The sequence below is a fragment of the Cupriavidus taiwanensis genome, from assembly GCF_900250115.1.
In the GTDB taxonomy this organism is placed as follows: Bacteria; Pseudomonadota; Gammaproteobacteria; order Burkholderiales; family Burkholderiaceae; genus Cupriavidus; species Cupriavidus taiwanensis_B.
Genome location: NZ_LT984803.1, coordinates 1,368,913 through 1,390,689, shown reverse-complemented (window position 1 = coordinate 1,390,689; position 21,777 = coordinate 1,368,913). Strand labels below are relative to the sequence as shown.

Sequence of the window (21,777 nt, the reverse complement as noted above, 5' to 3'; positions counted from 1 at the left end):
GCCGGAGTTTCCCGGCGCCTGACGCACGACATGCCCACCGGGCCACGGTTACGCCGACGTCACTCTGCCTTGCATGCCTTGCAGGACCTGCGCGATTTCCCGCGAGTCCTGGACGCGCCGGATCGCCGCATGCAGCTCGCCCGCCTGCGGCCAGGTGCGCTTCAGGTAGCTGAGCCAGAGCTTGACGCGGCCGTGCTCATGACACGAAGCGATACGGGCATGCAGCTTGTCCAGGTACGCCGCGATCTGGCGCAGCACCAGCGGCCACTCTTGCGCCGACGGCGTGCCGGGCATCTGGCCGCGAATGCGCAAGGCCAGGAACGGGTCCGAGACGGCGCCGCGCCCGATCATGACGTCGGCGCAGCCGCTGACCTCGCGGCAGCGCGCCCAGTCGGCGACGGTCCAGACCTCGCCGTTGGCAATCACGGGTATGTCCACGGCCGCCGCAATGCGCGCGATCCAGTCCCAGTGCGCCGGCGGCCGGTAGCCGTGGTCGCGCGTGCGGGCATGCACCACCAGCGAGGCCGCGCCGCCTTCCGCCAGCGCGGTGGCGCAATCGATGGCGAGCGCGGTATCCGAGACGCCCAGCCGCATCTTGGCGGTCACGGGTACGTTGGCCGGCACCGCGGCGCGCACCGACGCCACGATCCGGTTCAGCAGCGCCGGATCGGCCAGCAGCATCGCGCCGCCGCCATGGCGGTTGACCACCTTGGCGGGACAGCCGAAGTTCAGGTCGATGCCATGCGGCGACAGGGTCGCGGCATAGGCGGCATTGCGCGCCAGCCACCCGGGATCGCTGCCGAGCAGCTGGATCACCATCGGCGTGCCGCTGCGGGTACGGCCGCCCGACAGGATCTCGGGCGTGTCCCGCTGATAGACCCGCGCCGGCAGCAGCGACCCCGTCACCCGCACGAACTCCGACACGCAACCGTCGTAGCCGCCGGTATCGGTCAGGACGTCGCGCAGGACATAGTCGGCCAGCCCTTCCATCGGAGCCAGGAACAGCCGGCTCATGGCACGGAACGCGCCGCAGGCACCGGCGCCGGACAGGAAGATCGGGAAGCGTAGGACATGGGACGCCGCGCAAACCAGGCGAGTCCCAAACTGAGCCGCCGCTGAGAGATGCGATACAGAGGCCCCGGATGGGGCCAAAGCGCGCATTCTACCTGCTTTGGGGTTGCGCGGCTTTTCGGGAGTCGGTGATTCCACGGAGGCGATTAACCACGCACGCTGCCACAGATGGGGCCCGCCACCTCGCGAAGAACCTGAATCGGGAATGCGCCATGAAAGAACGCCGGCCCCGGTGCTGATGCGCGGCGGGCGCCCGGCCCGCCGCCGCTGCTTGCTACTTCTTGTCAGGCTGGTTGAACGGGAACGTGCCGAACATGTTCTTGGCCTGGTTCTGCATCTGCTCCTGCATCTGCACGAACAGGTTCTTGCTCTGCTCGATGTAGTTGCTCATCATGCCCTGCATCATCGGGCCCTGCATGTTCATGAACTGCGACCACATGTCCGGGCTGAAGGCTTCGCCGGAGTACAGGCCCTTGGAGTTCTCGGCCAGCTTGTTCTGGATGTCGATGAAGGCCTGGATGTTCTTTTCCAGGTAGGTGCCCATCATGCCCTGCATGGCATGGCCGTAGAAGCGGATGATCTGCGACAGCATGGCGCTGGAGAACATCGGCACGCCGCCGGTCTCTTCTTCCAGGATGATCTGCAGCAGGATGCTGCGCGTCAGTTCGTCACCGGACTTGGCGTCGACGACCTTGAAGTCCTCGGAGTCCATCACCAGCTGCTTGACGTCGGCCAGGGTGATGTAGGTGCTGGTCTGGGTATCGTAGAGCCTGCGGTTGGGATACTTTTTGATCAGTCGCTCTGCGCCTTTTTTGGTCGTGGCCATCGGTGCTCTGTCCTTGTGTCGTCGCTGATTGCGCGCTGCTGCACCGCATGGGGTGCAATGCGCAAATCGGTACCGCCCGCGCCATCTGCTGTTATCGTGCCGGCCGTCTTGCGGCTGTTCGCGCATGGCTGCGCGCCGCGGCACGCCGTCTCGCCCCCGCGAGGGCTGATGCTGCACGACTATGGTGCTGGCTGCGCCGCTGCCCTGATTCTATGCCCAACAAAGCACTAAGAAAAGCGACGGGGCTTAAGGAAAACCCGGTAGGCCGGCGCGCCGCGAAGCCGATGCCGCGCGCCTGGAAATGATTCGCGGGCCATCACGGCCCGCGCGAGCGGCAGCGAGAACGAGCCTCCGCCGCCTTGTGCGCCGCGCTGGCTGCACCGCAAAACGCGGCCGCCGGCGCGGCTGGCTGAAGGCCAGGTCAGCCCATGTGCAGGCCGCCGTTGAGCGAGAAGTCGGCGCCCGTCGAGAAGCCGGACTCGTCGGACGACAGCCACGCGCAGATCGACGCGATCTCTTCCGGCTCGCCCAGGCGCTTCACCGGAATCGTGCCGACGATCTTGTCGAGCACGTCCTGGCGGATCGCCTTGACCATGTCGGTGGCGATATAGCCCGGCGAAACCGTGTTCACCGTCACGCCCTTGGTCGCCACCTCCTGCGCCAGCGCCATGGTGAAGCCGTGCAGGCCGGCCTTGGCGGTGGAGTAGTTGGTCTGGCCGAACTGGCCCTTCTGCCCGTTCACCGACGAGATATTGACGATCCGGCCCCAGCCGCGGTCGGCCATGCCGTCGATCACCTGCTTGGTGACGTTGAACAGCGAGGTCAGGTTGGTGTCGATCACCGCATCCCAGTCGGCGCGGGTCATCTTGCGAAACACCACGTCGCGCGTGATGCCGGCGTTGTTGATCAGCACGTCGACTTCGCCGACCTCGGCCTTGACCTTGTCGAAGGCGGCCTTGGTCGAGTCCCAGTCCGCCACGTTGCCTTCGGAGGCGACGAAATCGAAGCCCAGGGCCTTCTGCTGTTCCAGCCACTTTTCACGGCGCGGCGAGTTGGGGCCGCAGCCGGCCACCACGCGAAAGCCATCCCTGGCCAGCCGCTGGCAGATGGCGGTCCCGATACCACCCATGCCGCCGGTCACATACGCAATGCGCTGAGTCATGTCCACTCCTTGATTGGCTTTTCGTTATTTGCCGCCGGCCGCGCCATGCGCGCGTGGCCGGCGCACCCCTTCTTAGTTGCGCTCGACCGCCAGCGCCACGCCCATGCCGCCGCCGATGCACAGCGAGGCCAGACCCTTCCTGGCATCGCGGCGCTTCATTTCGTGCAGCAGCGTCACCAGGATACGGCAGCCCGACGCGCCGATCGGGTGGCCGATGGCGATGGCGCCGCCATTGACGTTGACCTTGGAGGTATCCCAGCCCATCTGCTGGTGCACGGCCAGCGCCTGCGCGGCGAAGGCCTCGTTGATTTCCATCAGGTCCAGGTCCTGCGGGGTCCAGCCCGCGCGCGACAGCGCGCGCTTGGACGCCGGCACCGGGCCCATGCCCATCACCTTCGGGTCGACCCCGGCGTTGGCGTAGCTCTTGATGGTGGCGAGCGGGGTCAGGCCCAGTTCCTTGGCCTTGGCGGCCGACATCACCACCACCGCGGCGGCGCCGTCGTTCAGGCCCGAGGCATTGGCCGCGGTCACGGAGCCGGCCTTGTCGAAGGCAGGCCTGAGGCCGGACATGCTGTCGAGCGTGGCGCCGTGGCGCACGAACTCGTCGGTCTTGAACGCCACCGGGTCGCCCTTGCGCTGCGGGATCAGCACCGGCACGATTTCTTCATCGAACTTGCCGGCCTTTTGCGCGGCCTCGGCCTTGTTCTGCGAGCCCACCGCGAATTCGTCCTGGGCCTCGCGCGTGATGCCGTATTCCTTGGCCACGTTCTCGGCGGTGATGCCCATGTGGTACTGGTTGTACACGTCCCACAGGCCGTCGACGATCATGGTGTCGACCAGCTTGGTGTCGCCCATGCGGAAGCCGTCGCGCGAGCCCGGCAGCACGTGCGGCGCGGCGCTCATGTTCTCCTGGCCGCCGGCCACCACGATCTCGGCATCGCCCGCCATGATGGCATTGGCGGCCATCATCACCGCCTTCAGGCCCGAGCCGCACACCTTGTTGATGGTCATGGCCGGCACCATCGCCGGCAGGCCGGCCTTGATCGAGGCCTGGCGCGCCGGATTCTGGCCCGAGCCGGCGGCCAGCACCTGCCCCATGATCACTTCGCTGACCTGATCCGGCTGGATGCCGGCGCGCTCGAGCGCGGCCTTGATCACCACGGCACCCAGTTCCGGCGCCGGAATCTTCGCCAGCGAGCCGCCAAATTTGCCAACCGCGGTACGGGCCGCGGATACGATGACAACGTCAGTCATGGTGTAGTCCTCTCAATGGAAACAGGGGACCCGCACTCCGCCGGCGCTCGCGCTGGGCGCACGCCGGCGTCGCGCGGGCATCAGGCCTTGGCCTTGACGTAGCGCCCAGGCGCGGGTTCGATCGCAGGATAGCGCGCGTTGCCGTACTGCGCAGGCGCGGCGCGCTTGGCGCCTGCATGGCTGGCCAGCCATGCCGACCAGTCCGGCCACCAGCTGCCGGGATGCTCGGTGGCGCCGGCCAGCCATTGCTGCGGCGACGCCGGCAAAGCGTCGTTGGTCCAGTGGCTGCGCTTTTTCTTGGCCGGCGGATTGATCACGCCGGCGATATGGCCGGACGCGCCCAGGACGAAGCGCAGCTTGTTCTTCAGCAGCGCGGTCGAGGCATAGGCCGCGGTCCACGGCACGATATGGTCCTCGCGCGAGCCGTAGAGATAGGTCGGCACGTCGATGCTGCCCAGGTCCACCGGCGCATCGCATACAGTCAGCTTGCCCGGCACCTTGAGCTCGTTCTGCAGGTAGGTGTGGCGCAGGTACCAGCAGTACCACGGCCCCGGCAGGTTGGTCGCGTCGCCATTCCAGAACAGCAGGTCGAACGGCACCGGGGTATTGCCCTTCAGGTAGTTGTCGACCACGTAGTTCCACACCAGGTCGTTCGGGCGCAGGAACGAGAAGGTGTTGGCCAGCTCCAGCCCGCGCAGCAGCGCGCACGGCGCGCCGGCACCGCCGCCCAGCGTGGCTTCGCGCAACTGCACGTGGCCCTCGTCGACGAAGACGTCGAGGATGCCGGTGTCGGCAAAGTCCAGCAGCGTGGTCAGCAGCGTCAGGCTGGCCGCCGGATGCTGACCGCGCGCGGCCAGCACCGCGAGCGCGGTCGAAATGATGGTGCCGCCGACGCAGAAGCCGAGCACGTTGATCTGGTCCTCGCCGCTGATATCGCGCGCGACTTCGATGGCGCGGATGGCGGCGTTCTCGATGTAGTCGTCCCAGGTGCGCGACGCCATGCTGGCGTCGGGATTGCGCCACGACACCAGAAACACCGTATGGCCCTGCTCCACCGCATGCCGCACCAGCGAGCTTTCCGGCTGCAGATCAAGGATGTAGTACTTGTTGATGCACGGCGGCACCAGCAGCAGCGGCCGTGCGTAAACCTTGTCGGTGAGCGGCTTGTACTGCAGCAGCTGGAAGTATTCGTTCTCGTAGACCACCGCGCCTTCGGTCACCGCGACATTGCGTCCCACTTCGAACGCGGTCTCGTCGGTCTGCGAGATCTTGCCGCGCGTCAGGTCTTCCATCATGTTGCGCACGCCGGCGCGCAGCGATTTGCCGCCCGATTCGATCAGCAGGCGCTGCGCTTCCGGATTGGTGACCAGGAAGTTGGCGGGCGACATCGCATCGACCCACTGCGAGATCGCAAAGCGGATGCGCTGGCGGGTCTTGGCATCGCCCTCGACGGCATCGGCCAGCTCGGTCAGCGCGCGCGCGTTGAGCAGGTAGAAAGCGGCGGCGTAGCGGTAAGGCACATTGTTGCGCCAGGCCTCGCCGGCAAAGCGCCGGTCGTGCAGCGGGCCGGTGCCGTCGGGCTTGCCCTCGGCCAGCGCCTGCCACAGCGCCGCGAAGTCCTTCATGTAGCGCTGCTGGATGTCGGCCAGCTGGGCCGGCGCAATCTTGACGCCTGCCAGCGCATCCAGGCCCGGGATGCCGGCCATCATGCCGGATGCGGCCGCGTGGCCGTTGCCTTCAGTGCCCTGCCACTGGCGGGACCATTCCAGCCAGGTGGCTGGATCGAATGGCCCCGGCGTGAACTTGGATGGTTGGGACTTGCCTTCCTGCGTGGAAGCTGCCGCACCTTTGCCGGTCGCCATGATCAGTTTTGTCTCTCTGCCGTCACTATTCGAACCGGCTTCGGGCATTGCCCTGGCCGGCACTCTGCATGGGGAGATGCTATCCGAATGGACCCGGCTGCGGCCCGCCCCTCAGCGGGAGGGTCAGCCGGCACATCTGCCCTGGAACTGGGCTGGAACCCTGCCCGCACAACCTGCGGCCAGGGCTTGCATCGATTCCCGATAGCGGCTCCCTTTTATCCGGCGGGCGCGGCTCCTCGGTTGCCAGCGCCATGCGTTATGCTTGCCGGAAAAACCTGGGAATCGTCAGCGATTCCGAGACATTCGAGGTCATTGTTGCCTTGCAACGCGCACGCTGTCAATGCGGAAATCCGCCCCGGCGCCGCGCGCTGCCCGACCTACCGGACGGTAATGCAGCCCACGCACCTGCCGAGGCCATCGAGCATAGTCGAGAAGGATGAAATTCTGATGTACATCGTGGCCATTGGCTGGCTCTACGTGGCGCTGATGATGGCGATCACCGAGCACAACGTGGTGGCGGGGGTCGCCACCTTCCTGATGTATGGGGTCGCGCCGGTGGCGCTGGTGCTCTACATCATGGGCACGCCCGGCCGGCGCCGGCGCAAGGCCGAGGCCGAACGCGCGCCGGAGAAAAGCGCCCCGGCGGGCGAGGCGGCCCGGCCCGCGGACGAGTAAGGCGGCGCCGCTCAGTCGGCCAGCCAGACCAGGCTGGCCATGCGGCCGGTCACGCCGTCGCGCCGGTAAGAGTAGAAGCGTTCGGCATCGGCAACGGTGCAGGCAGCGCCGCCGTGGACGTCGACGCAGCCGGCGCGTGCCAGGCGCGTTCGCGCCAGCGCATAGATGTCGGCAAAGTACTTGCCAGGGGCCCCGGCGCGGAACGCCGCGGCCACCGCGGCCTGCTCGCCCGGGCGTGCCTGCGCGAGAAACGCCGCGCGCACTTCGGCACCGACCTCGAAGGCCTCGGGGCCGATCGCCGGGCCCAGCCATGCCAGCCAGCGCATGGCAGCGCCGCCGGCGGCCGCCTGCATCCGCGCCAGCGTGGCCTCGATCACGCCGCTGCACAGGCCGCGCCAGCCCGCATGCGCGGCCCCCACCACCGTTGCGTGCGCATCGCACAGCAGCACCGGCAGGCAGTCGGCGGTCATCACGGCGCAGACATGGCCCGGCGTGAGCGCCAGGCTCGCATCGGCCCGCGGCACGGCATCGCCCGGTGCGGCCACATGGTCGACCGTCGCGACCGCGCAGCCATGCACCTGTTCCAGCCATTGCGGCATCGACGGCAGGCAGGCGGCCAGCCGCGCGCGATTGCGTGCCACGGCGGCCGCGTCGTCGCCCACATGGGTGCCCAGGTTCAGGCCGCCCGGCAGGCCGCCGGCCAGCCCGTACGGCCCCTGGCTGACCCCACCCTGGCGCGTGGTCGACAGCGCGCGCACGCGCGCCGGCGCCGGCCAGTCCGGCACCAGCCACGCGGGATCAGGCGTCGCGCTCATCGTCGTCACCGTCGTCATCGTCATCATCGCCGGCGTATTCCCAGTGGGCTTCGCCCCCTTCCCACACTTCGTCCCAGGCCTCGTCTTCGTCGTCGGCCTGCGCGCTCTCGAAGTCGAGCGCATCGATCAGCGCCTGCAGGTCCTCGGGCGGCTGCGCGGTCCATGACATGTGCTTGCCGGTGGCCGGATGCACCAGGCCGAGCTTGTACGCATGCAGCGCCTGGCGCGCGTAGGGCACCGGCAGCGGCACGCGGATGGCGGGACGCTGGCCGCGCTGGGTGGCGCGGAAATAGACCGGGTCGCCCACCAGCGGATGCCCGATCGATTCGAAATGCACGCGGATCTGGTGGGTGCGGCCGGTCTCGAGCTTGCACATCACCATCGACACGAAGCCCCGCCCCAGCGGCACCGTGGCGAGCGTGCGGAAATGCGTGCGCGACGGCTTGCCGCTGGCGGTCTGCACGATCGCCATGCGGGTGCGCTCGCGCGGGTCGCGGCCGATCGGCGCGTCGATGGTGCCTTCGTCATAGGTGCGGCCCCAGACCAGCGCGATATAGGTGCGCTTGACCGTGCGCGCCTGCAGCTGCCGCACCAGGTCGGTCTGCGCCGTCAGCGTGCGCGCCACCACCATCAGCCCGGAGGTCTCCTTGTCGAGCCGGTGCACGATGCCCGCGCGCGGCAGCGACGCGGCGCCGGAGTCGCGGTGCAGCAGGCCATTGAGCACGGTGCCGCTCCAGTTGCCGGCGGCCGGATGCACCACCAGCCCGGCGGGCTTGTTGATCACCAGCAGGGTGCCGTCCTCGTAGACCACGTCGAGCGGCACGTCTTCGGGGGCAAAGGCCGACGATTCCGGCGCGGCCTGCGGCCGGACCTCGATCCGGTTGCCCATCTGCACCGCGTCGCGCGGACGGCGCACCTGGCCGTCGACGCGCACCGCGCCGCTTTCGATCCACTGCTGCAGGCGGCTGCGCGAAAATTCGCTGAAGTGACGCGCCAGCAATTTATCGAGACGCTCGCCATGCGAGGCGCTGTCCACCTCCAGCGACAGGGTCACGGCCGGGTCGGCAGCGGCCGCCGGGGCGTCGGCGGCATCATCGAATTCTTCCGCGCCGGCCTCGAAATCGGCCACCACCGCGGCGGCGCGCACCCGTTCGGGTGGCAGTCCTCCCACGCCATCGCCGGCTTGCGGGTTGGGCTGGGGGCTTGGGCTATAATGCTTGACGCTATTTTTCTTCATCCGGGATACGATTGCCCATGCAATTGCAGAGCATGAAACGCGCGCGTTGGCGCACGACAATTGGAGCGATTCTGCTCGCAGGCGGCTGCGTCATGCTGTCGGCATGCGGCCTGCTCGCGGACCAGCCCGACGAGACTGCCGGCTGGTCGGCCAACAAATTATATTCGGAAGCCAAGGATGCCCTGGATGGCGGCGACTACACCCGCGCCGTCAAGCTGTATGAAAAGCTCGAGGGCCGCTACCCGTTCGGGCGCTATGCGCAGCAGGCGCAGATCGACACCGCCTACGCCAACTACAAGGACGGCGAGACCGCGGCCGCGCTGGCGGCGGTGGACCGCTTCATCCAGCTGCACCCGAACCACCCCACCATCGATTACGCCTACTACCTCAAGGGGCTGATCAACTTCAACGACAATCTCGGCTGGCTCGGCCGCTTCTCGGGGCAGGACCTGAGCGAGCGCGATCCCAAGGCCGCGCGCGCCGCCTACGATGCCTTCCATACGCTGATCACGCGCTACCCGGAAAGCAAGTACACGCCGGACGCCACGCTGCGCATGCAGTACATCGTCAACTCGCTGGCGCAGCATGAAGTGCACGCCGCGCGCTACTACTTCCGGCGCGGCGCCTACCTCGCCGCGGTCAACCGCGCCCAGCAGTCGCTGAAGGACTACGACGGGGCGCCGGCCAACGAAGAGGCGCTGTACATCATGATCCGCTCGTACGACGCGATGGGCATGAAGGACCTGCGCGACGACACCGCGCGCGTGATGGAGAAGAACTTCCCGGAGAGCGACTTCATCAAGTACGGCGCACGCCGCAAGGACAAGTCCTGGTGGGAAGTGTTCTGACGCCGCAGCGCCGGCAGCGATAAAAAAACGGGACGTGTCGGATGACCGTCCCGTTTTTCTTTTGCCGCGCTTCGCCGCGTTCAGTCGGCGGCCGCATCCCCGGCACTGGCTTCGGCCGGCTGCGCGGCGGGCGCACCGCGCAATGACTCCAGGAAACGCACCGCCGTGGCCGCCTCGCGCGTGCGCGTGAATGGCGGCAGGCTCTGCCAGATCTGGCGCCCGTAGGGCTTCTCGACCAGGCGGGTATCGAAGATCGCCAGCACGCCGCGATCCGATTCGGAACGGATCAGCCGCCCCGCCCCCTGCTTGAGCGTGATCACCGCATGCGGCAGCTGGTGCACCGCAAACGGGCTCAGGCCCTTCTTCTGCAGCACTTCCATGCGCGCGGCCAGCACCGGATCGTCGGGCGGCGCGAACGGCAGCTTGTCGATGATCACCAGCGACAGCGCCTCGCCGCGCACGTCCACGCCTTCCCAGAAGCTCTGGCTGCCGACCAGCACCGCATTGCCCAGCTCGCGGAAACGCTCCAGCAGCTCGGTGCGGCTGGCCTGCCCCTGCACCAGCAGCGGCAGGTTCAGGCCGCGCTCGGCAAAGGCATCGTAGAGCAGGTCCGAGGCCCGCTGCACCGCACGCAGCGTAGTGCACAGCAGGAAGGTGCGCCCGCCGGCCGCCTCGATCAGCGGCAGCGCGGCCTGCACCACCGCGTCGGTGAACTGCGGCGACTGCGGCGCGGGCATGTCGCGCGGCACGTAGAGCAGGCCCTGCGTCGCGTAATCGAATGGGCTCGGCAGCGTCAGCGAGCGGTCCTTGTCGAGCCCGAGCTGCGCGGCGTAATGGGTGAAATTGCCCTTCACCGACAGCGTCGCCGAGGTGAAGACCCACGCGCGCGGCTGGCCGCCGCGCTGGCGCGTGAAGATCGGCGCGATCGACAGCGGGGTGCGGTGCAGCTGCACGGTGTGCGAGAACACCTCGACCCAGCGCACGGTTTCGGGACCGGCGGCGGCCGCGGGCTCGCCCTGCTCCTCGCCCTCGGTTGGCTGCGGTGGCGGCGCGGCCGGGGCCTCGCTGCGCCAGGCGGCCAGCTTGTTGGCCAGCTCGAGCGCGCGGCGATGGCATTGCTGCAGCGATTCCGCGCGCTCGGCCTGGCTTTCGAGCATCTCGACGAAGTCCGACAGCGCCGCGTCGAGCGCATCCAGGGTCTCGTTGAAGGGCTCGGCGATGCGGCGGTCGGCCTCGATCTGGCCCAGCGCCAGGCGCGCGTTGTCCTTGCTGAAGGCCAGCCGCAGGTCGCGCGCGGCGCGCTCCAGCGGAGCGGCCAGCGCCACCCAGTCGACCGCATCGCGCGCATGCGACAGGCCCTCGGCCACGGTATCGCGCGCGATCTCCAGCAGCTGGCTGGTCGACAGGGTCTCACCGAAGAACAGCGTGGCGGTCTCGGGCAGCTGGTGCGCTTCGTCGAAGATCACGGTATTGGCGGCGGGCAGCAGCTCGGCCATGCCGGTGTCACGCAGCACCACATCGGCAAAGAACAAATGGTGGTTGACCACCACCACGTCGGCCTGCTGCGCTTCCTTGCGCGCGCGCATCACGAAGCAGTCCTTGTAATACGGGCATTCCGAGCCGAGGCAGTTGTCGCGGGTGGAGGTCACCATCGACCACACCGGGGCGTTCTCGGGCACCGACGCCAGCTCCGCCTTGTCGCCGGTCGATGTCTCCTTGATAAAGCGCCCGATCTCGCGCAGCCACGCCGCATCCTGGCGCGAGGCCAGGCGCCCGCCGGCCTGCGCGCGTTCCAGGTGGTAGTGGCAGACATAGTTGGCGCGGCCCTTGAGCAGCGCCACCGAGACCGGCACATTGAGCGCGTGGCGCACGGTGGGGATGTCGCGCAGGAACAGCTGGTCCTGCAGGTTCTTGGTGCCGGTGGACAGGATCACCTTGCCACCCCACAGCATCGCGGGCACCAGGTAGGCGTAGGTCTTGCCGGTGCCGGTGCCGGCCTCGACGATAACGGAATCATTCTGCGCGATCGCGCCCGCGACGGCCTCGGCCATCTTGTGCTGCGATGCGCGCGGGCGATAGCCTGGGATGGCCTGGGCCAGGGTGCCGGTATCGGCGAAGAGGGTGGCAAGCTCGGCGCCGCGGCTGGCGGCGGCATCGGCCTGCGCGGCATGGGCGGGCGCCGCGGCGTCGCTTGGGTCGCTGTCCAGTGACAACTGCGGGGAATCGGGAAGATCGGACAAGGCAGGGGAAGGTTGTATGGGCTGCGGGCGGGCCGGCCGCGATTGCCGGCGCTCGCGGCAATTGCCGGGGCCCGGGCGCGACGGCGCTCAGGCCGGCACGTCGGGTTCGAGCTGAAGCTGCAGCAGCGTGATGGCGTCCTTCAGCTTGAGCCGGCGCTTCTTCAGCCGGCGCAGCTGCAATTCGTCATGGACCACATCGCCGGCCAGCCGGTCGATCAGGAAATCGAGATCGCGGTGCTCGATCTGCAACTCCATGATGCGCCGTTCCAGGGTATTGAGGTTGCTGTCCATCTATGCCTCCGCTGCCATCACTGTGCCGGGGGCTCAGAAGCCGAACGGACGCGGCGCCGACGCCGGGCCCTGTTGCTGCTCCCTGGCCTTGGCGCGCCGCTCTTCCAGCGCCTTCTGGCGCTGCTCGAGGTCGCGCTGCTTGGCATCGTATGCCTTCACGTTCTCCTCGCGCTGGCGGGCCTGTTCCGCACCCTTCTGCTGCGCCTCGCGCATGCGGGCATCGAAGTCGGACTGCTTCTTGTCATAGGCCTGGGCATTGGCGGCACGCTGTGGAGCCTCGGCCTGGCGCTGCGCGTCGCGCAGTTGCTGTTCCTGCTGCTTTTTCCCGAACGCCTCGCGGCTGGACTGTTCGCTGGCCGCACGCTGCGGCTGGCTGGCCTCGAACTCGGCGCGGCGCAGGGCCTGCTCGCGGTCGCGGTCGGCGGCGCGGTGGGCACGCTCGGCCTCGCCCACTTCCAGCTCGCGCTTGCGCAGCACCTGCAGCTCCTCGCGCTGGATTTCCTTGGCGTTGTCGATGCAGCGGGTGACGAAGAACTTGCTGTAGCACTCGCGCTCGGCGGCGGCAAAGCGGTAGTTGGTCCACGCGCGCGAATCGCCGATGGCCTTGCGCTCGGCGGCAAAGTCGCGCGCGGCGGCGGGCGCGGGGCCGGCGGCCGGCGCCGAGGCCTGCGCCCGCGCCGCGCGCAGCGGCATCAGCGCGGCACACACCGCCACCGCCAGGGCGGCCAGGGCACCGCGGCGGATCTGGAAGACATCGGGCACGTTGGCGAAGGTTGGCATGGCCGGGAGGATGGCCTTGGCGGCGGCCGGGCGGGACTTGACGATCATGTCCGGATTCTAGCATCCGGGCCCCGCTGCGGCCCGTGCCCCGGCCCTGGCGTACGTGCACGCAACGCCTCCCGCGCGCGCCGGGCCGCCGGGCGCGCCGGACGCCCGCGCGCTTGTGGCAAAATGCCCCGCTTTCGACTGACTGCGTCTCACGCTGCGTTCCACGATGTCCAACCTGCCCGCATCCGTCTCGCAAAAGATCGTCGCGCTTATCGCGGCCGAACTGTCCGTGCAGCCCCGCCAGGTGGCCGCGGCCGTAGCGCTGCTCGATGAAGGCGCCACCGTTCCCTTCATCGCCCGCTACCGCAAGGAAGTGACCGGCAACCTCGACGACACGCAGCTGCGCAACCTGGAAGAGCGCCTGCTGTACCTGCGCGACATGGAAGACCGCCGCGCCGCGATCCTGGCGTCGATCGAGGAGCAAGGCAAGCTCACGCCCGAGCTGCAGGCCGCGATCGAAGCCGCACAGACCAAGCAGGCGCTGGAAGACCTCTACCTGCCCTACAAGCCCAAGCGCCGAACCCGCGCCCAGATCGCGCGCGAATGCGGGCTGGAGCCGCTGGCGCTGGCCTTGCTGGCCGACCCCACGCTCGACCCGCAGGCCGAAGCGGCGAAGTACGTCAACGGCAACCCCACCGCCGACGGCGGCGTGCCTGACCTCAAGGCGGCGCTGGATGGCGCGCGCGACATCCTGTCGGAGCAGTTCGGCGAAACCGCCGAACTGCTGGGCAAGCTGCGCGAGCACCTGTGGAACCACGGCGTGGTCGCCTCGTCGGTGATGGAAGGCAAGGAAACCGCGGAGGAAGAGAAGTTCCGCGACTACTACAACTACAGCGAGACCCTGCGCACGGTGCCGTCGCATCGCGCGCTGGCGCTGTTCCGCGGCCGCAATGCCGGCGTGCTGATGGTCAAGCTCGGCCTGGGCGAAGAGCAGGACGCACTGGTGCCGCACCCGTGCGAAGGCATGATCGCGCGCCATGTCGGCATCCAGCAGCTGGGCCGCCCCGCCGACAAGTGGCTCGGCGACGTGTGCCGCTGGTGCTGGCGCGTCAAGGTGCAGCCGCACCTGGAGACCGAGCTGCTGACGCAGCTGCGCGAGACCGCCGAGGGCGAGGCCATCAAGGTGTTCGGCCGCAACCTGCACGAGCTGCTGCTGGCGGCTCCGGCCGGCCCCAAGGCGGTGATGGGCATCGATCCGGGCATCCGCACCGGCTGCAAGGTGGCGGTGGTGGACAGCACCGGCAAGCTGCTGGAGACCGCCACCATCTATCCGCACGAGCCGCGCCGCGACTGGAACGGCTCGCTCGCCGCGCTGGCACGCCTGGCCAGGCAGCACAACGTGGCGCTGGTCTCGATCGGCAACGGCACCGCCAGCCGCGAGACCGACAAGCTGGTGCAGGACCTGATGAAGCAGATGCCCGAGCTCAGGCTGACCAAGATCGTGGTCAGCGAAGCCGGCGCCTCGGTGTACTCGGCGTCCGAGCTGGCCGCCAAGGAATTCCCGGACCTGGATGTGTCGCTGCGCGGGGCGGTGTCGATCGCGCGCCGGCTGCAGGATCCGCTCGCAGAGCTGGTCAAGATCGATCCCAAGTCGATCGGCGTGGGCCAGTACCAGCACGACGTCAACCAGCGCGAGCTGGCGCGCGCGCTCGACGCGGTGGTCGAGGACTGCGTCAACGCCGTGGGCGTCGACGTCAACACCGCCTCGGCGCCGCTGCTGGCGCGCGTGTCGGGCCTGAATTCGGTGCTGGCGCGCAATATCGTCGAGTTCCGCGACGCCAACGGCGCCTTCGCCAACCGCAATGCGCTGAAGCAGGTGCCGCGCCTGGGCGACAAGACCTTCGAGCAGGCCGCCGGCTTCCTGCGCATCAACGACGGCGACAATCCGCTCGACCGCTCGTCGGTGCACCCGGAAGCGTATCCGGTGGTGCAGCGCATCCTCGACCACGTCAAGAAGGGCCTGTGCGATGTGATGGGCAACCGCGAGGCGCTGCGCGGCCTCTCGCCCGAGAAATTCACCGACGAATCGTTCGGCCTGCCCACCGTGCGCGACATCCTGTCCGAACTGGAGAAGCCGGGCCGCGACCCCCGCCCCGAGTTCAAGACCGCGACCTTCCAGGAAGGCGTGGAGGACGTCAAGGACCTGCAGCCCGGCATGGTGCTCGAAGGCGTGGTCACCAACGTGGCCGCGTTCGGCGCGTTTGTCGATATCGGCGTGCACCAGGACGGCCTGGTGCATATCTCGGCGCTGTCGAACAAGTTCGTCAAGGACGCGCATGAAGTGGTCAAGGCCGGCCAGATCGTCAAGGTCAAGGTGATGGAGGTCGACGTCAAGCGCAACCGCATCGGCCTGTCGATGCGGCTGGACGACGAGCCCGGCCAGGCCGCGGCGCGCGCGGGTGGCGGCGAGCGCGGCGGCCAGCGCAATGGCGGCGGCAAGGGCTTCGGCGGCGGGCGCCGCGAGCCGGAGCCGGCCGGCGCCATGGCCGCCGCCTTCGCCAAGCTCAAGCGCTGACCGCGCCAGCCCCCGGCACCACGCCCGCGCGGGAAACCGTGCGGGGCGTGCTCGCTTCAGCCGCCGTGCGCGAGCCGCACCGCCAGCCCGGTGCCGGCGCCATCGGTGCGGTTGGCGAACGCCATGTGCAGTCCGTGCAGCCGCGCCACGCGTTGCGCGATGGAAATGCCCAGGCCGTGGCCCTGCTCGCGCTGCCCCTGGCCGCCGCGGAAGAAGCGGTCGCCCAGGCGCGCCAGCAGTTCCGGCGCGACCCCGGGGCCCTGGTCGCGCACGGTGATGCTGTCGGGCCGGAACTCGACCAGCACCAGCGCGCCCGGCGGGCTGTAGCGGATCGCGTTGTCGAGCAGGTTGCGCAGCAGCAGCGACAGCAGCGCGGGGTCGCCCGCCACCGGCAACGGCGCCTGGCCCGACGGCGGCCAGGCCAGTTCCACGTCGACCTGCTTCTGCTGCGCCAGCGCCAGGCAGTCGGACAGCGCCTGCTGCGCCACCGGCACCCAGTTGACCGGCTGGCGCGACGGCAGCCCGGCGGCATCCTCGAGCCGGCTCAGCGTCAGCAGCTGCGACACCAGCCGGCCGATGCGGTCGATGCCGGCGGCGACATTGGCCCGCGCCAGCGCGCGTTCGTCGCGGTCGGGCGAGCGTTCGGCGATTTCCCATTGGGCCTTGAGCGCGGCCAGCGGCGTGCGCATCTCGTGCGCGGCATCGGCGGTCAGGCGCCGCTCGTGCTCGATCGAATCGGACACGCGCGCCAGCAGCCGGTTCATCGCGTGCACCAGCGGCACCAGTTCGCCGGGCACGGCATCCAGGCTGAGCGGACGGCGATCGTCCGCGGCGCGCGCTTCGATATCCGCTGACAACGTGCGCACCGGCGCCATGGCGCGCCGCATGAAGCCGATCAGCAGGCCGATCAGCAGCGGCAGGCCGACCGCCCACGGCAGCACCTGCGCGGCGATGTAGGACAGGATCAGCTCATCGCGCTCGCCCAGTTGCTGGCCCACGCACACGCGCCAGCCGGTATCGGGATCGTCAAGGTAATAGAGCCGCCAGCGCTGGCGCTCGAGCGTGACGTCGGTAAAGCCCTTGACGCCTTCGGCGCGCGGCAGCCTGTCGCCGTCGGGATCGATATGCAGCGGCTTGCCGTCGGGCAGCCACGCAGCGATGGCGAGGTCGCCCAGGCCGGCATCGCCCTGATCGCCCAAATCGCCCTGGTCGAGCCGCGGCGCGCGCGCACGCGACATGCCGGCGCGGATGTCGACCAGCGGCACCACCGACTGCATCTGCAGCGCCATGCGCACCATGTCGGTGTCGTAGAGTTCGTTGATCTCGTGCCGGGCGCGCACGTAGGTCATGCCCAGCGTCAACAGCCATACCACCGGCGCGGCCACCAGCACCGCCAGCACCAGCCTGCGCTGCAGCGTCATGCGCAGTCCTCGGCCGCGCCCAGCGTGTAGCCGGCGCCGCGAAAAGTGCGCACGATCTTCGGATGGATCTTGCGGCGCAGGTGGTGGATATGGACTTCGAGCGCGTTGCTCTCGATTCCGCCCTGCCAGTCATAGAGCTTGTCGCGCAGCACCTCGCGCGTCAGCAGACGGTTGGGATGCGCCAGCAGCAGTTCCAGCAGCATGGCTTCGCGGCTCGTCAGCTCGACCGGCTTGCCCTGCCAGTACGCCTGGCGCGCGGCCGGGTGGAAGGTCAGCGCGCCGTGCCGCCACACCGGCGCGGACATGCCCGCCGCGCGGCGCGTGACCGCGCGCAGCCGAGCCGCCAGCTCGTCGAGCGCGACCGGCTTGACCAGGTAGTCGTCGGCACCGGCATCGAGGCCGCCGATGCGGCTGTCGACGGCATCGCGCGCGGTCAGCACGATCACCGGGATGCGGCTGCCGCGCGCGCGCCAGCGCGCCAGCAGTGTCATGCCGTCGGCGCCGGGCAGGCCCAGGTCCAGCACCACGGCATCGTAGTGGGCCAGGCCGAGGGCGTGGTCGGCGTCAGTGCCGTTGCGGAACCAGTCGACCGCGTAGTCGAGCAGTTGCAGGCCGCGCCGCAGGCCATCACCCAGCATCGGGTCGTCTTCAACGATCAGGAGTCTCATGCTCAGGAGTGGCCTGGAGAATTCACCGCAGCCTACAGGACAAAAGGAAAGGACAGAAAGCCGCGCGGCGGCTTAATGTGCCGTTAAGGTTCGCCGATTATCCTCCGCACACGTTTCAGCTACCTCACCGTACAACGCGGCGCGGCGCGCCGGCGTGGACATGGCCTGATCCTGCGCGTCGGCCTGCCGGCGCTTGCTGCGCCACATTGCCACCCGCACGCCGAGCCATTCCTGCATGCCCCACCGTTTCGATCGCCTTACCGTCGAGCCCGGGCCTATCGCCGCCAGGGCTGCCCCGCGCGCCGCCGGCGTGCCGGCGCTGGCACCGGCGCTGGTGGTGCTGGCCTTTGCGCTGCTGTGGTTCGGCACGCTCGGCATGCGCCACCTGCTGGGCCCCGACGAAGGCCGCTATGCCGAGATCGCGCGCGAGATGCTGAGCAGCGGCGACTGGGTCACGATCCGCTACGACGGCCTGAAGTACTTTGAGAAACCGCCGTTCCACATGTGGATGACGGCGGTGTCGTATGCGCTGTTCGGCATTGGCGACTGGCAGGCGCGGCTGTGCGTGGCGCTGGCGGGCGCGGCCGGGCTGGCGGTATCGATGCTGGCGGCGGCGCGCTGGTTCGGCGGGCGCGCCGGGCTGATGGCCGGGCTGGTGCTGGCCAGTGCGCCGATGTGGAATGTCGCGGCGCATTTCAACACGCTCGACATGACCTTGTCCGGTGCCATGGCCTGCGTGCTGGCCAGCCTGCTGCTGGCGCAACATCCGGCGGCGACGCCGGCCGCGCGCCGCGGCTGGATGCTGGCGTGCTGGGCGGCCATGGGCGTGGCGGTGCTGACCAAGGGACTGGTGGGCGTGGCGCTGCCCGGGCTGGTGCTGGTGCTTTACACCGCCGTGACGCGCGACCTGCCCCTGTGGCGGCGCCTGCATGCGCCGGCCGGGCTCGCGCTGATGCTGCTGGTGGCGCTGCCGTGGTACTGGCTGGTGGCGCGGCGCAACCCGGAATTCCTGCGCTTCTTCTTTGTCCATGAGCACTGGCAGCGCTATACCTCGACCGTGCACGCGCGCACCGGCGCGCCGTGGTACTTCGTGCCGCTGCTGGCCGGCGGCTTCCTGCCATGGCTGGGCCTGCTGCCGGGCATGGTGCGCGCCGTCATGCAGCGCGCCGGGGTGGCGCCCGCAGCCGGCCCCAACCCGCCGTTCCAGCCCGCGCTGATGGCGGGCGTATGGGCGCTGGCCATCCTTGTGTTCTTCAGCCTGTCGGGTTCGAAGCTGCCGGGCTACATCGTGCCGATGTTCCCCGCGCTCGGCATCCTGGGCGGCGTGGCGCTGGCGCACACCGGCGCGCAGGCCTGGACCCGGCAAGTGCGCGCCATGCTGGTGCTGGGCGCCATCGGCCTGCTGGCGAGCCCGCTGGTGGCCACCCTGGATGCCAACAACACGCCCAATGCGCTGTACCGCAACTACGCGAGCTGGGCAGCGCTCGCTTTCGCGCTGGTGATGGCAAGCGCCGCGGCGGCCTGGTGGCTGCTTCGGCGCCACGGCCGCATGGCCAGTGTCGCGGGCTATGCGTTCGGCATGCTGCTGGCATTTTCCGTCGCGCTGCTCGGCCACGAAGCGATCGGCCGCCCGGCTTCCGGCATCGACCTGGCCGCGCCGATCGAGCGCGTGCTGCAGCCCGGCATGCCGCTGTACGGCGTCGGCATGCTCGACCACACGCTGCCGTTCTACCTGCGCCATCCGCTCACCATGGTGGCGCAGGCCGACGAGCTGGCCTTCGGCGCCGCGCAGGAGCCGCACCACTGGCTGCCCACCGTCGATGCCTTCGTCGAGGCCTGGCAGCACGGCCCGCGCGCCGTCGCGCTGCTGTCACCGCAAGCGTATGCCGAGCTGAGCGCGCGCGTGCCGATGCATGTCATCGCGCGTGACTGGCGCCGCGTCGCGGTGTCCAACTTTGCCTTCGCCGGCGAGCGCCAGGCGCGCCGGCCGGTTCCCGATTCCCCTGCCACTCCTTAACGCATGCAAGTCAAGAAAGTACTGATTCTCGGCGTCAACGGCTTCATCGGCCACCACCTGACGCGCCGCATCCTGGAAACCACGCCGTGGGAGGTCTACGGCATGGACATGAACACCGATCGCCTGGGCGACCTCGTCGAGCACCCGCGCATGCACTTCTTCGAAGGCGACATCACCATCAACAAGGAGTGGATCGAGTACAACATCCGCAAGTGCGACGTGGTGCTGCCGCTGGTCGCCATCGCCACCCCGGCCACCTACGTGCGCCAGCCGCTGCGCGTGTTCGAGCTGGACTTCGAGGCCAACCTGCCGATCGTGCGCGCCGCGGTCAAGTACGGCAAGCACCTGGTGTTCCCGTCGACCTCCGAGGTCTACGGCATGTGCGGCGACGATGAATTCGACCCCGACGCCTCGCCGCTGGTCTACGGCCCGATCAACAAGCCGCGCTGGATCTACGCCTGCTCCAAGCAGCTGATGGACCGCGTGATCCACGCCTATGGCATGGAGCAGGGCCTGAACTACACGCTGTTCCGCCCCTTCAACTGGATCGGCGCGGGGCTGGACTCGATCTTCGAATCGAAGGAAGGCTCGTCGCGCGTGGTGACGCAGTTCCTCGGCCATATCGTGCGCGGCGAGCCGATCAGGCTGGTCGACGGCGGCGCGCAGCAACGCGCCTTCGCCGACATCGCCGACGGCATCAGCGCGCTGATGCGCATCATCGAGAATCCCGGCGGCGTGGCCAGCGGCAAGATCTACAACATCGGCAACCCGGGCAATATCCATTCGGTGCGCGAGCTCGCCGAGATGATGCTGAAGATGGCCGCCGACTACCCGGAATACGCGCAGGAAGCGCGCCACACCCGCATCGTCGAGACCTCGTCGGGCGACTTCTACGGCAAGGGTTACCAGGACGTGCAGCACCGCGTGCCGAAGATCGACAACACCATCGAGGACCTGGGCTGGCGCCCGGAGATCGGCATGGAAGCGGCGCTGCGGCGCATCTTCGAGGCGTACCGCGGGCATGTGAGCGACGCCCGCGTGCTGGTCAACCAGGGCTGAGCCCGCCGCGCGTGCAAAGCAAGACGGCGGTGCCATGGCACCGCCGTCTTGCATCGGGCACGCTTAGCCCACCGAGACCTCGATCCGGCGCGGCCGCGCTTCATCGCGGCGCGGGATGGTCAGCTTGAGCACGCCATCCTGCAGGTTGGCCTCGATCCCGGACGCGTCGAGATCCGGGCTCAGCGTAAAGGTGCGCGCATAGCGCGGCTGGCGCACCTCGGCATGCTGCACGCGCAGGCCGGCCGGCATCGGCAGCACCGCCTCGCCTTCGATGCGCAGGCTGCTGTCGTGGACGTTGACCTCCAGTTTCTCGCGCGGCACCCCCGGCAGGTCCGCCCACAGCGTAACGCCGGCGGCGGTCTCGAAGATGTCGACGGCGGGGATCAGCGTCATCGCCGGCGCCTCGTCGCGGCGCTGCGCCACGGCACCGCCCTGCCCGGCCGCACTGGCCTGGTCGCGCTGGGCGACTTGATTCGATTCGGTCATGGCAATCTCCTCACATTAGCTGACGGTGATGGCACGCGGGCGCGAGGCCTCGCGCTTGCCGACGCTGATCGACAGGCAGCCGTTGGCATAGCGTGCCTGCACCTTGTCGGGATCGGCCGCCTGCGGCAGCTCGATCACACGGCGGAAGCTGCCGGCAAAGCGTTCCTGCGCGTAGGGCCGCGCCTCGGCGTCGCCCTCGGGCTGCGTCGCGGCGCGCTCGCCGCTGATGGTCAGCAGGCCCTTGTCGACCGATACGTCGAACTGCTCCGCCTTGAGGCCCGGGGCAAACACCACGATCTCGATGGAGTCGTCGGTGGTGCCGATATTGAGCGGCGGAAACGCACCAAAACGCCCGGAGCGCAGGCTGGACGGAAAGCCGCCGAACACGCTGGCCATCTGCCGTTGCATCCGGTCGAATTCACTGAACAGGTCAGTCCCGAAAATGAAGTCACTCATGGTTGGATCCTCCTTCTGTGCAGCGGGGAGGCGCACTGACGCCAAA

20 protein-coding genes are annotated in these 21,777 nt (G+C 68.9%); 5 read left to right on the top strand and 15 right to left on the bottom strand.

Annotation, left to right across the window (positions count from 1 at the left end; translation table 11 throughout):
* Positions 1 to 48 precede the first annotated feature (48 nt).
* From CBM2586_RS06725 to phaC, 5 genes are all read right to left on the bottom strand, one after another.
* A complete protein-coding gene (locus tag CBM2586_RS06725) occupies positions 49 to 1,014 on the bottom strand; it encodes a tRNA dihydrouridine synthase (RefSeq protein ID WP_115687078.1) in 966 nt (321 codons plus the stop codon).
* Between the two features lie 331 nt (positions 1,015 to 1,345).
* Complete coding sequence (gene phaR / locus CBM2586_RS06720; RefSeq protein ID WP_012352635.1) at positions 1,346 to 1,897, bottom strand: polyhydroxyalkanoate synthesis repressor PhaR; 552 nt, start codon at positions 1,895 to 1,897, stop codon at positions 1,346 to 1,348.
* A gap of 421 nt (positions 1,898 to 2,318) precedes the next feature.
* Positions 2,319 to 3,059: a 3-ketoacyl-ACP reductase gene (locus tag CBM2586_RS06715; protein WP_115662314.1), complete on the bottom strand. Its 741-nt coding sequence runs from the start codon at positions 3,057 to 3,059 to the stop codon at positions 2,319 to 2,321.
* A 72-nt stretch (positions 3,060 to 3,131) separates the two neighbouring features.
* Positions 3,132 to 4,313: an acetyl-CoA C-acetyltransferase gene (locus CBM2586_RS06710; protein ID WP_115662315.1), complete on the bottom strand. Its 1,182-nt coding sequence runs from the start codon at positions 4,311 to 4,313 to the stop codon at positions 3,132 to 3,134.
* A gap of 80 nt (positions 4,314 to 4,393) precedes the next feature.
* Positions 4,394 to 6,175, bottom strand: coding sequence for a class I poly(R)-hydroxyalkanoic acid synthase (gene phaC / locus CBM2586_RS06705; RefSeq protein WP_115687076.1), 1,782 nt, complete (start codon positions 6,173 to 6,175; stop codon positions 4,394 to 4,396).
* Positions 6,176 to 6,622: 447 nt separating this feature from the next.
* Here phaC and CBM2586_RS06700 point away from each other — a divergent pair, with 447 nt between their 5' ends.
* Positions 6,623 to 6,850 carry a hypothetical protein gene (locus CBM2586_RS06700; RefSeq protein ID WP_115687075.1) on the top strand — a complete coding sequence of 76 codons (228 nt, stop codon included), beginning with the start codon at positions 6,623 to 6,625 and terminating at the stop codon, positions 6,848 to 6,850.
* Between the two features lie 11 nt (positions 6,851 to 6,861).
* Here CBM2586_RS06700 and pgeF read toward each other — a convergent pair whose 3' ends face one another.
* Together pgeF and CBM2586_RS06690 are read right to left on the bottom strand one after the other, a co-directional pair.
* Positions 6,862 to 7,665 carry a peptidoglycan editing factor PgeF gene (gene pgeF, locus CBM2586_RS06695; RefSeq protein ID WP_115687074.1) on the bottom strand — a complete coding sequence of 268 codons (804 nt, stop codon included), beginning with the start codon at positions 7,663 to 7,665 and terminating at the stop codon, positions 6,862 to 6,864.
* A complete protein-coding gene (locus CBM2586_RS06690; RefSeq protein WP_115687073.1) occupies positions 7,649 to 8,902 on the bottom strand; it encodes an RluA family pseudouridine synthase in 1,254 nt (417 codons plus the stop codon). The genes pgeF and CBM2586_RS06690 overlap by 17 nt, the downstream gene beginning before the upstream one ends.
* A gap of 17 nt (positions 8,903 to 8,919) precedes the next feature.
* Here CBM2586_RS06690 and CBM2586_RS06685 point away from each other — a divergent pair, with 17 nt between their 5' ends.
* Entirely contained in the window at positions 8,920 to 9,750 is an 831-nt protein-coding gene (locus tag CBM2586_RS06685; RefSeq protein ID WP_115662320.1) for an outer membrane protein assembly factor BamD, read from the top strand.
* A gap of 80 nt (positions 9,751 to 9,830) precedes the next feature.
* Here the strand turns inward: CBM2586_RS06685 and CBM2586_RS06680 are convergent, their stop codons facing one another.
* The 3 genes from CBM2586_RS06680 to CBM2586_RS06670 all read right to left on the bottom strand — a co-directional run bounded on the left by CBM2586_RS06680 (position 9,831) and on the right by CBM2586_RS06670 (position 13,109).
* Positions 9,831 to 11,990, bottom strand: a complete 2,160-nt coding sequence (locus tag CBM2586_RS06680; RefSeq protein ID WP_115687072.1) for an ATP-dependent DNA helicase — start codon at positions 11,988 to 11,990, stop codon at positions 9,831 to 9,833.
* An 87-nt stretch (positions 11,991 to 12,077) separates the two neighbouring features.
* Complete coding sequence (locus CBM2586_RS06675) at positions 12,078 to 12,281, bottom strand: DUF465 domain-containing protein (protein ID WP_018004489.1); 204 nt, start codon at positions 12,279 to 12,281, stop codon at positions 12,078 to 12,080.
* A gap of 33 nt (positions 12,282 to 12,314) precedes the next feature.
* The gene (locus tag CBM2586_RS06670) at positions 12,315 to 13,109 is read right to left on the bottom strand and encodes a hypothetical protein (protein ID WP_115662322.1); all 795 of its coding nucleotides are present in this window, start codon (positions 13,107 to 13,109) and stop codon (positions 12,315 to 12,317) included.
* 166 nt (positions 13,110 to 13,275) lie between these two features.
* On the opposite strand from CBM2586_RS06670, the gene CBM2586_RS06665 reads away from it, so the two are divergent.
* A complete protein-coding gene (locus tag CBM2586_RS06665) occupies positions 13,276 to 15,624 on the top strand; it encodes a Tex family protein (protein ID WP_115687071.1) in 2,349 nt (782 codons plus the stop codon).
* Positions 15,625 to 15,680: 56 nt separating this feature from the next.
* Here the strand turns inward: CBM2586_RS06665 and CBM2586_RS06660 are convergent, their stop codons facing one another.
* From CBM2586_RS06660 to CBM2586_RS06650, 3 genes are all read right to left on the bottom strand, one after another.
* The gene (locus tag CBM2586_RS06660; protein ID WP_115687070.1) at positions 15,681 to 17,045 is read right to left on the bottom strand and encodes an ATP-binding protein; all 1,365 of its coding nucleotides are present in this window, start codon (positions 17,043 to 17,045) and stop codon (positions 15,681 to 15,683) included.
* A complete protein-coding gene (locus CBM2586_RS06655) occupies positions 17,042 to 17,713 on the bottom strand; it encodes a response regulator (protein ID WP_115687069.1) in 672 nt (223 codons plus the stop codon). The genes CBM2586_RS06660 and CBM2586_RS06655 overlap by 4 nt, the downstream gene beginning before the upstream one ends.
* A 72-nt stretch (positions 17,714 to 17,785) precedes the next feature.
* Positions 17,786 to 17,950, bottom strand: coding sequence for a hypothetical protein (locus CBM2586_RS06650; protein ID WP_172587063.1), 165 nt, complete (start codon positions 17,948 to 17,950; stop codon positions 17,786 to 17,788).
* Between CBM2586_RS06650 and CBM2586_RS06645 the strand changes: the two genes are divergently transcribed.
* Positions 17,949 to 19,730: an ArnT family glycosyltransferase gene (locus CBM2586_RS06645; RefSeq protein ID WP_115687068.1), complete on the top strand. Its 1,782-nt coding sequence runs from the start codon at positions 17,949 to 17,951 to the stop codon at positions 19,728 to 19,730. The genes CBM2586_RS06650 and CBM2586_RS06645 overlap by 2 nt on opposite strands.
* Before the next feature lie 3 nt (positions 19,731 to 19,733).
* Complete coding sequence (locus tag CBM2586_RS06640) at positions 19,734 to 20,789, top strand: bifunctional UDP-4-keto-pentose/UDP-xylose synthase (protein ID WP_115687067.1); 1,056 nt, start codon at positions 19,734 to 19,736, stop codon at positions 20,787 to 20,789.
* A 63-nt stretch (positions 20,790 to 20,852) separates the two neighbouring features.
* Here CBM2586_RS06640 and CBM2586_RS06635 read toward each other — a convergent pair whose 3' ends face one another.
* Positions 20,853 to 21,275: an Hsp20/alpha crystallin family protein gene (locus tag CBM2586_RS06635; protein WP_115662328.1), complete on the bottom strand. Its 423-nt coding sequence runs from the start codon at positions 21,273 to 21,275 to the stop codon at positions 20,853 to 20,855.
* 15 nt (positions 21,276 to 21,290) lie between these two features.
* Complete coding sequence (locus CBM2586_RS06630) at positions 21,291 to 21,731, bottom strand: Hsp20/alpha crystallin family protein (RefSeq protein ID WP_115662329.1); 441 nt, start codon at positions 21,729 to 21,731, stop codon at positions 21,291 to 21,293.
* Positions 21,732 to 21,777 lie beyond the last annotated feature (46 nt).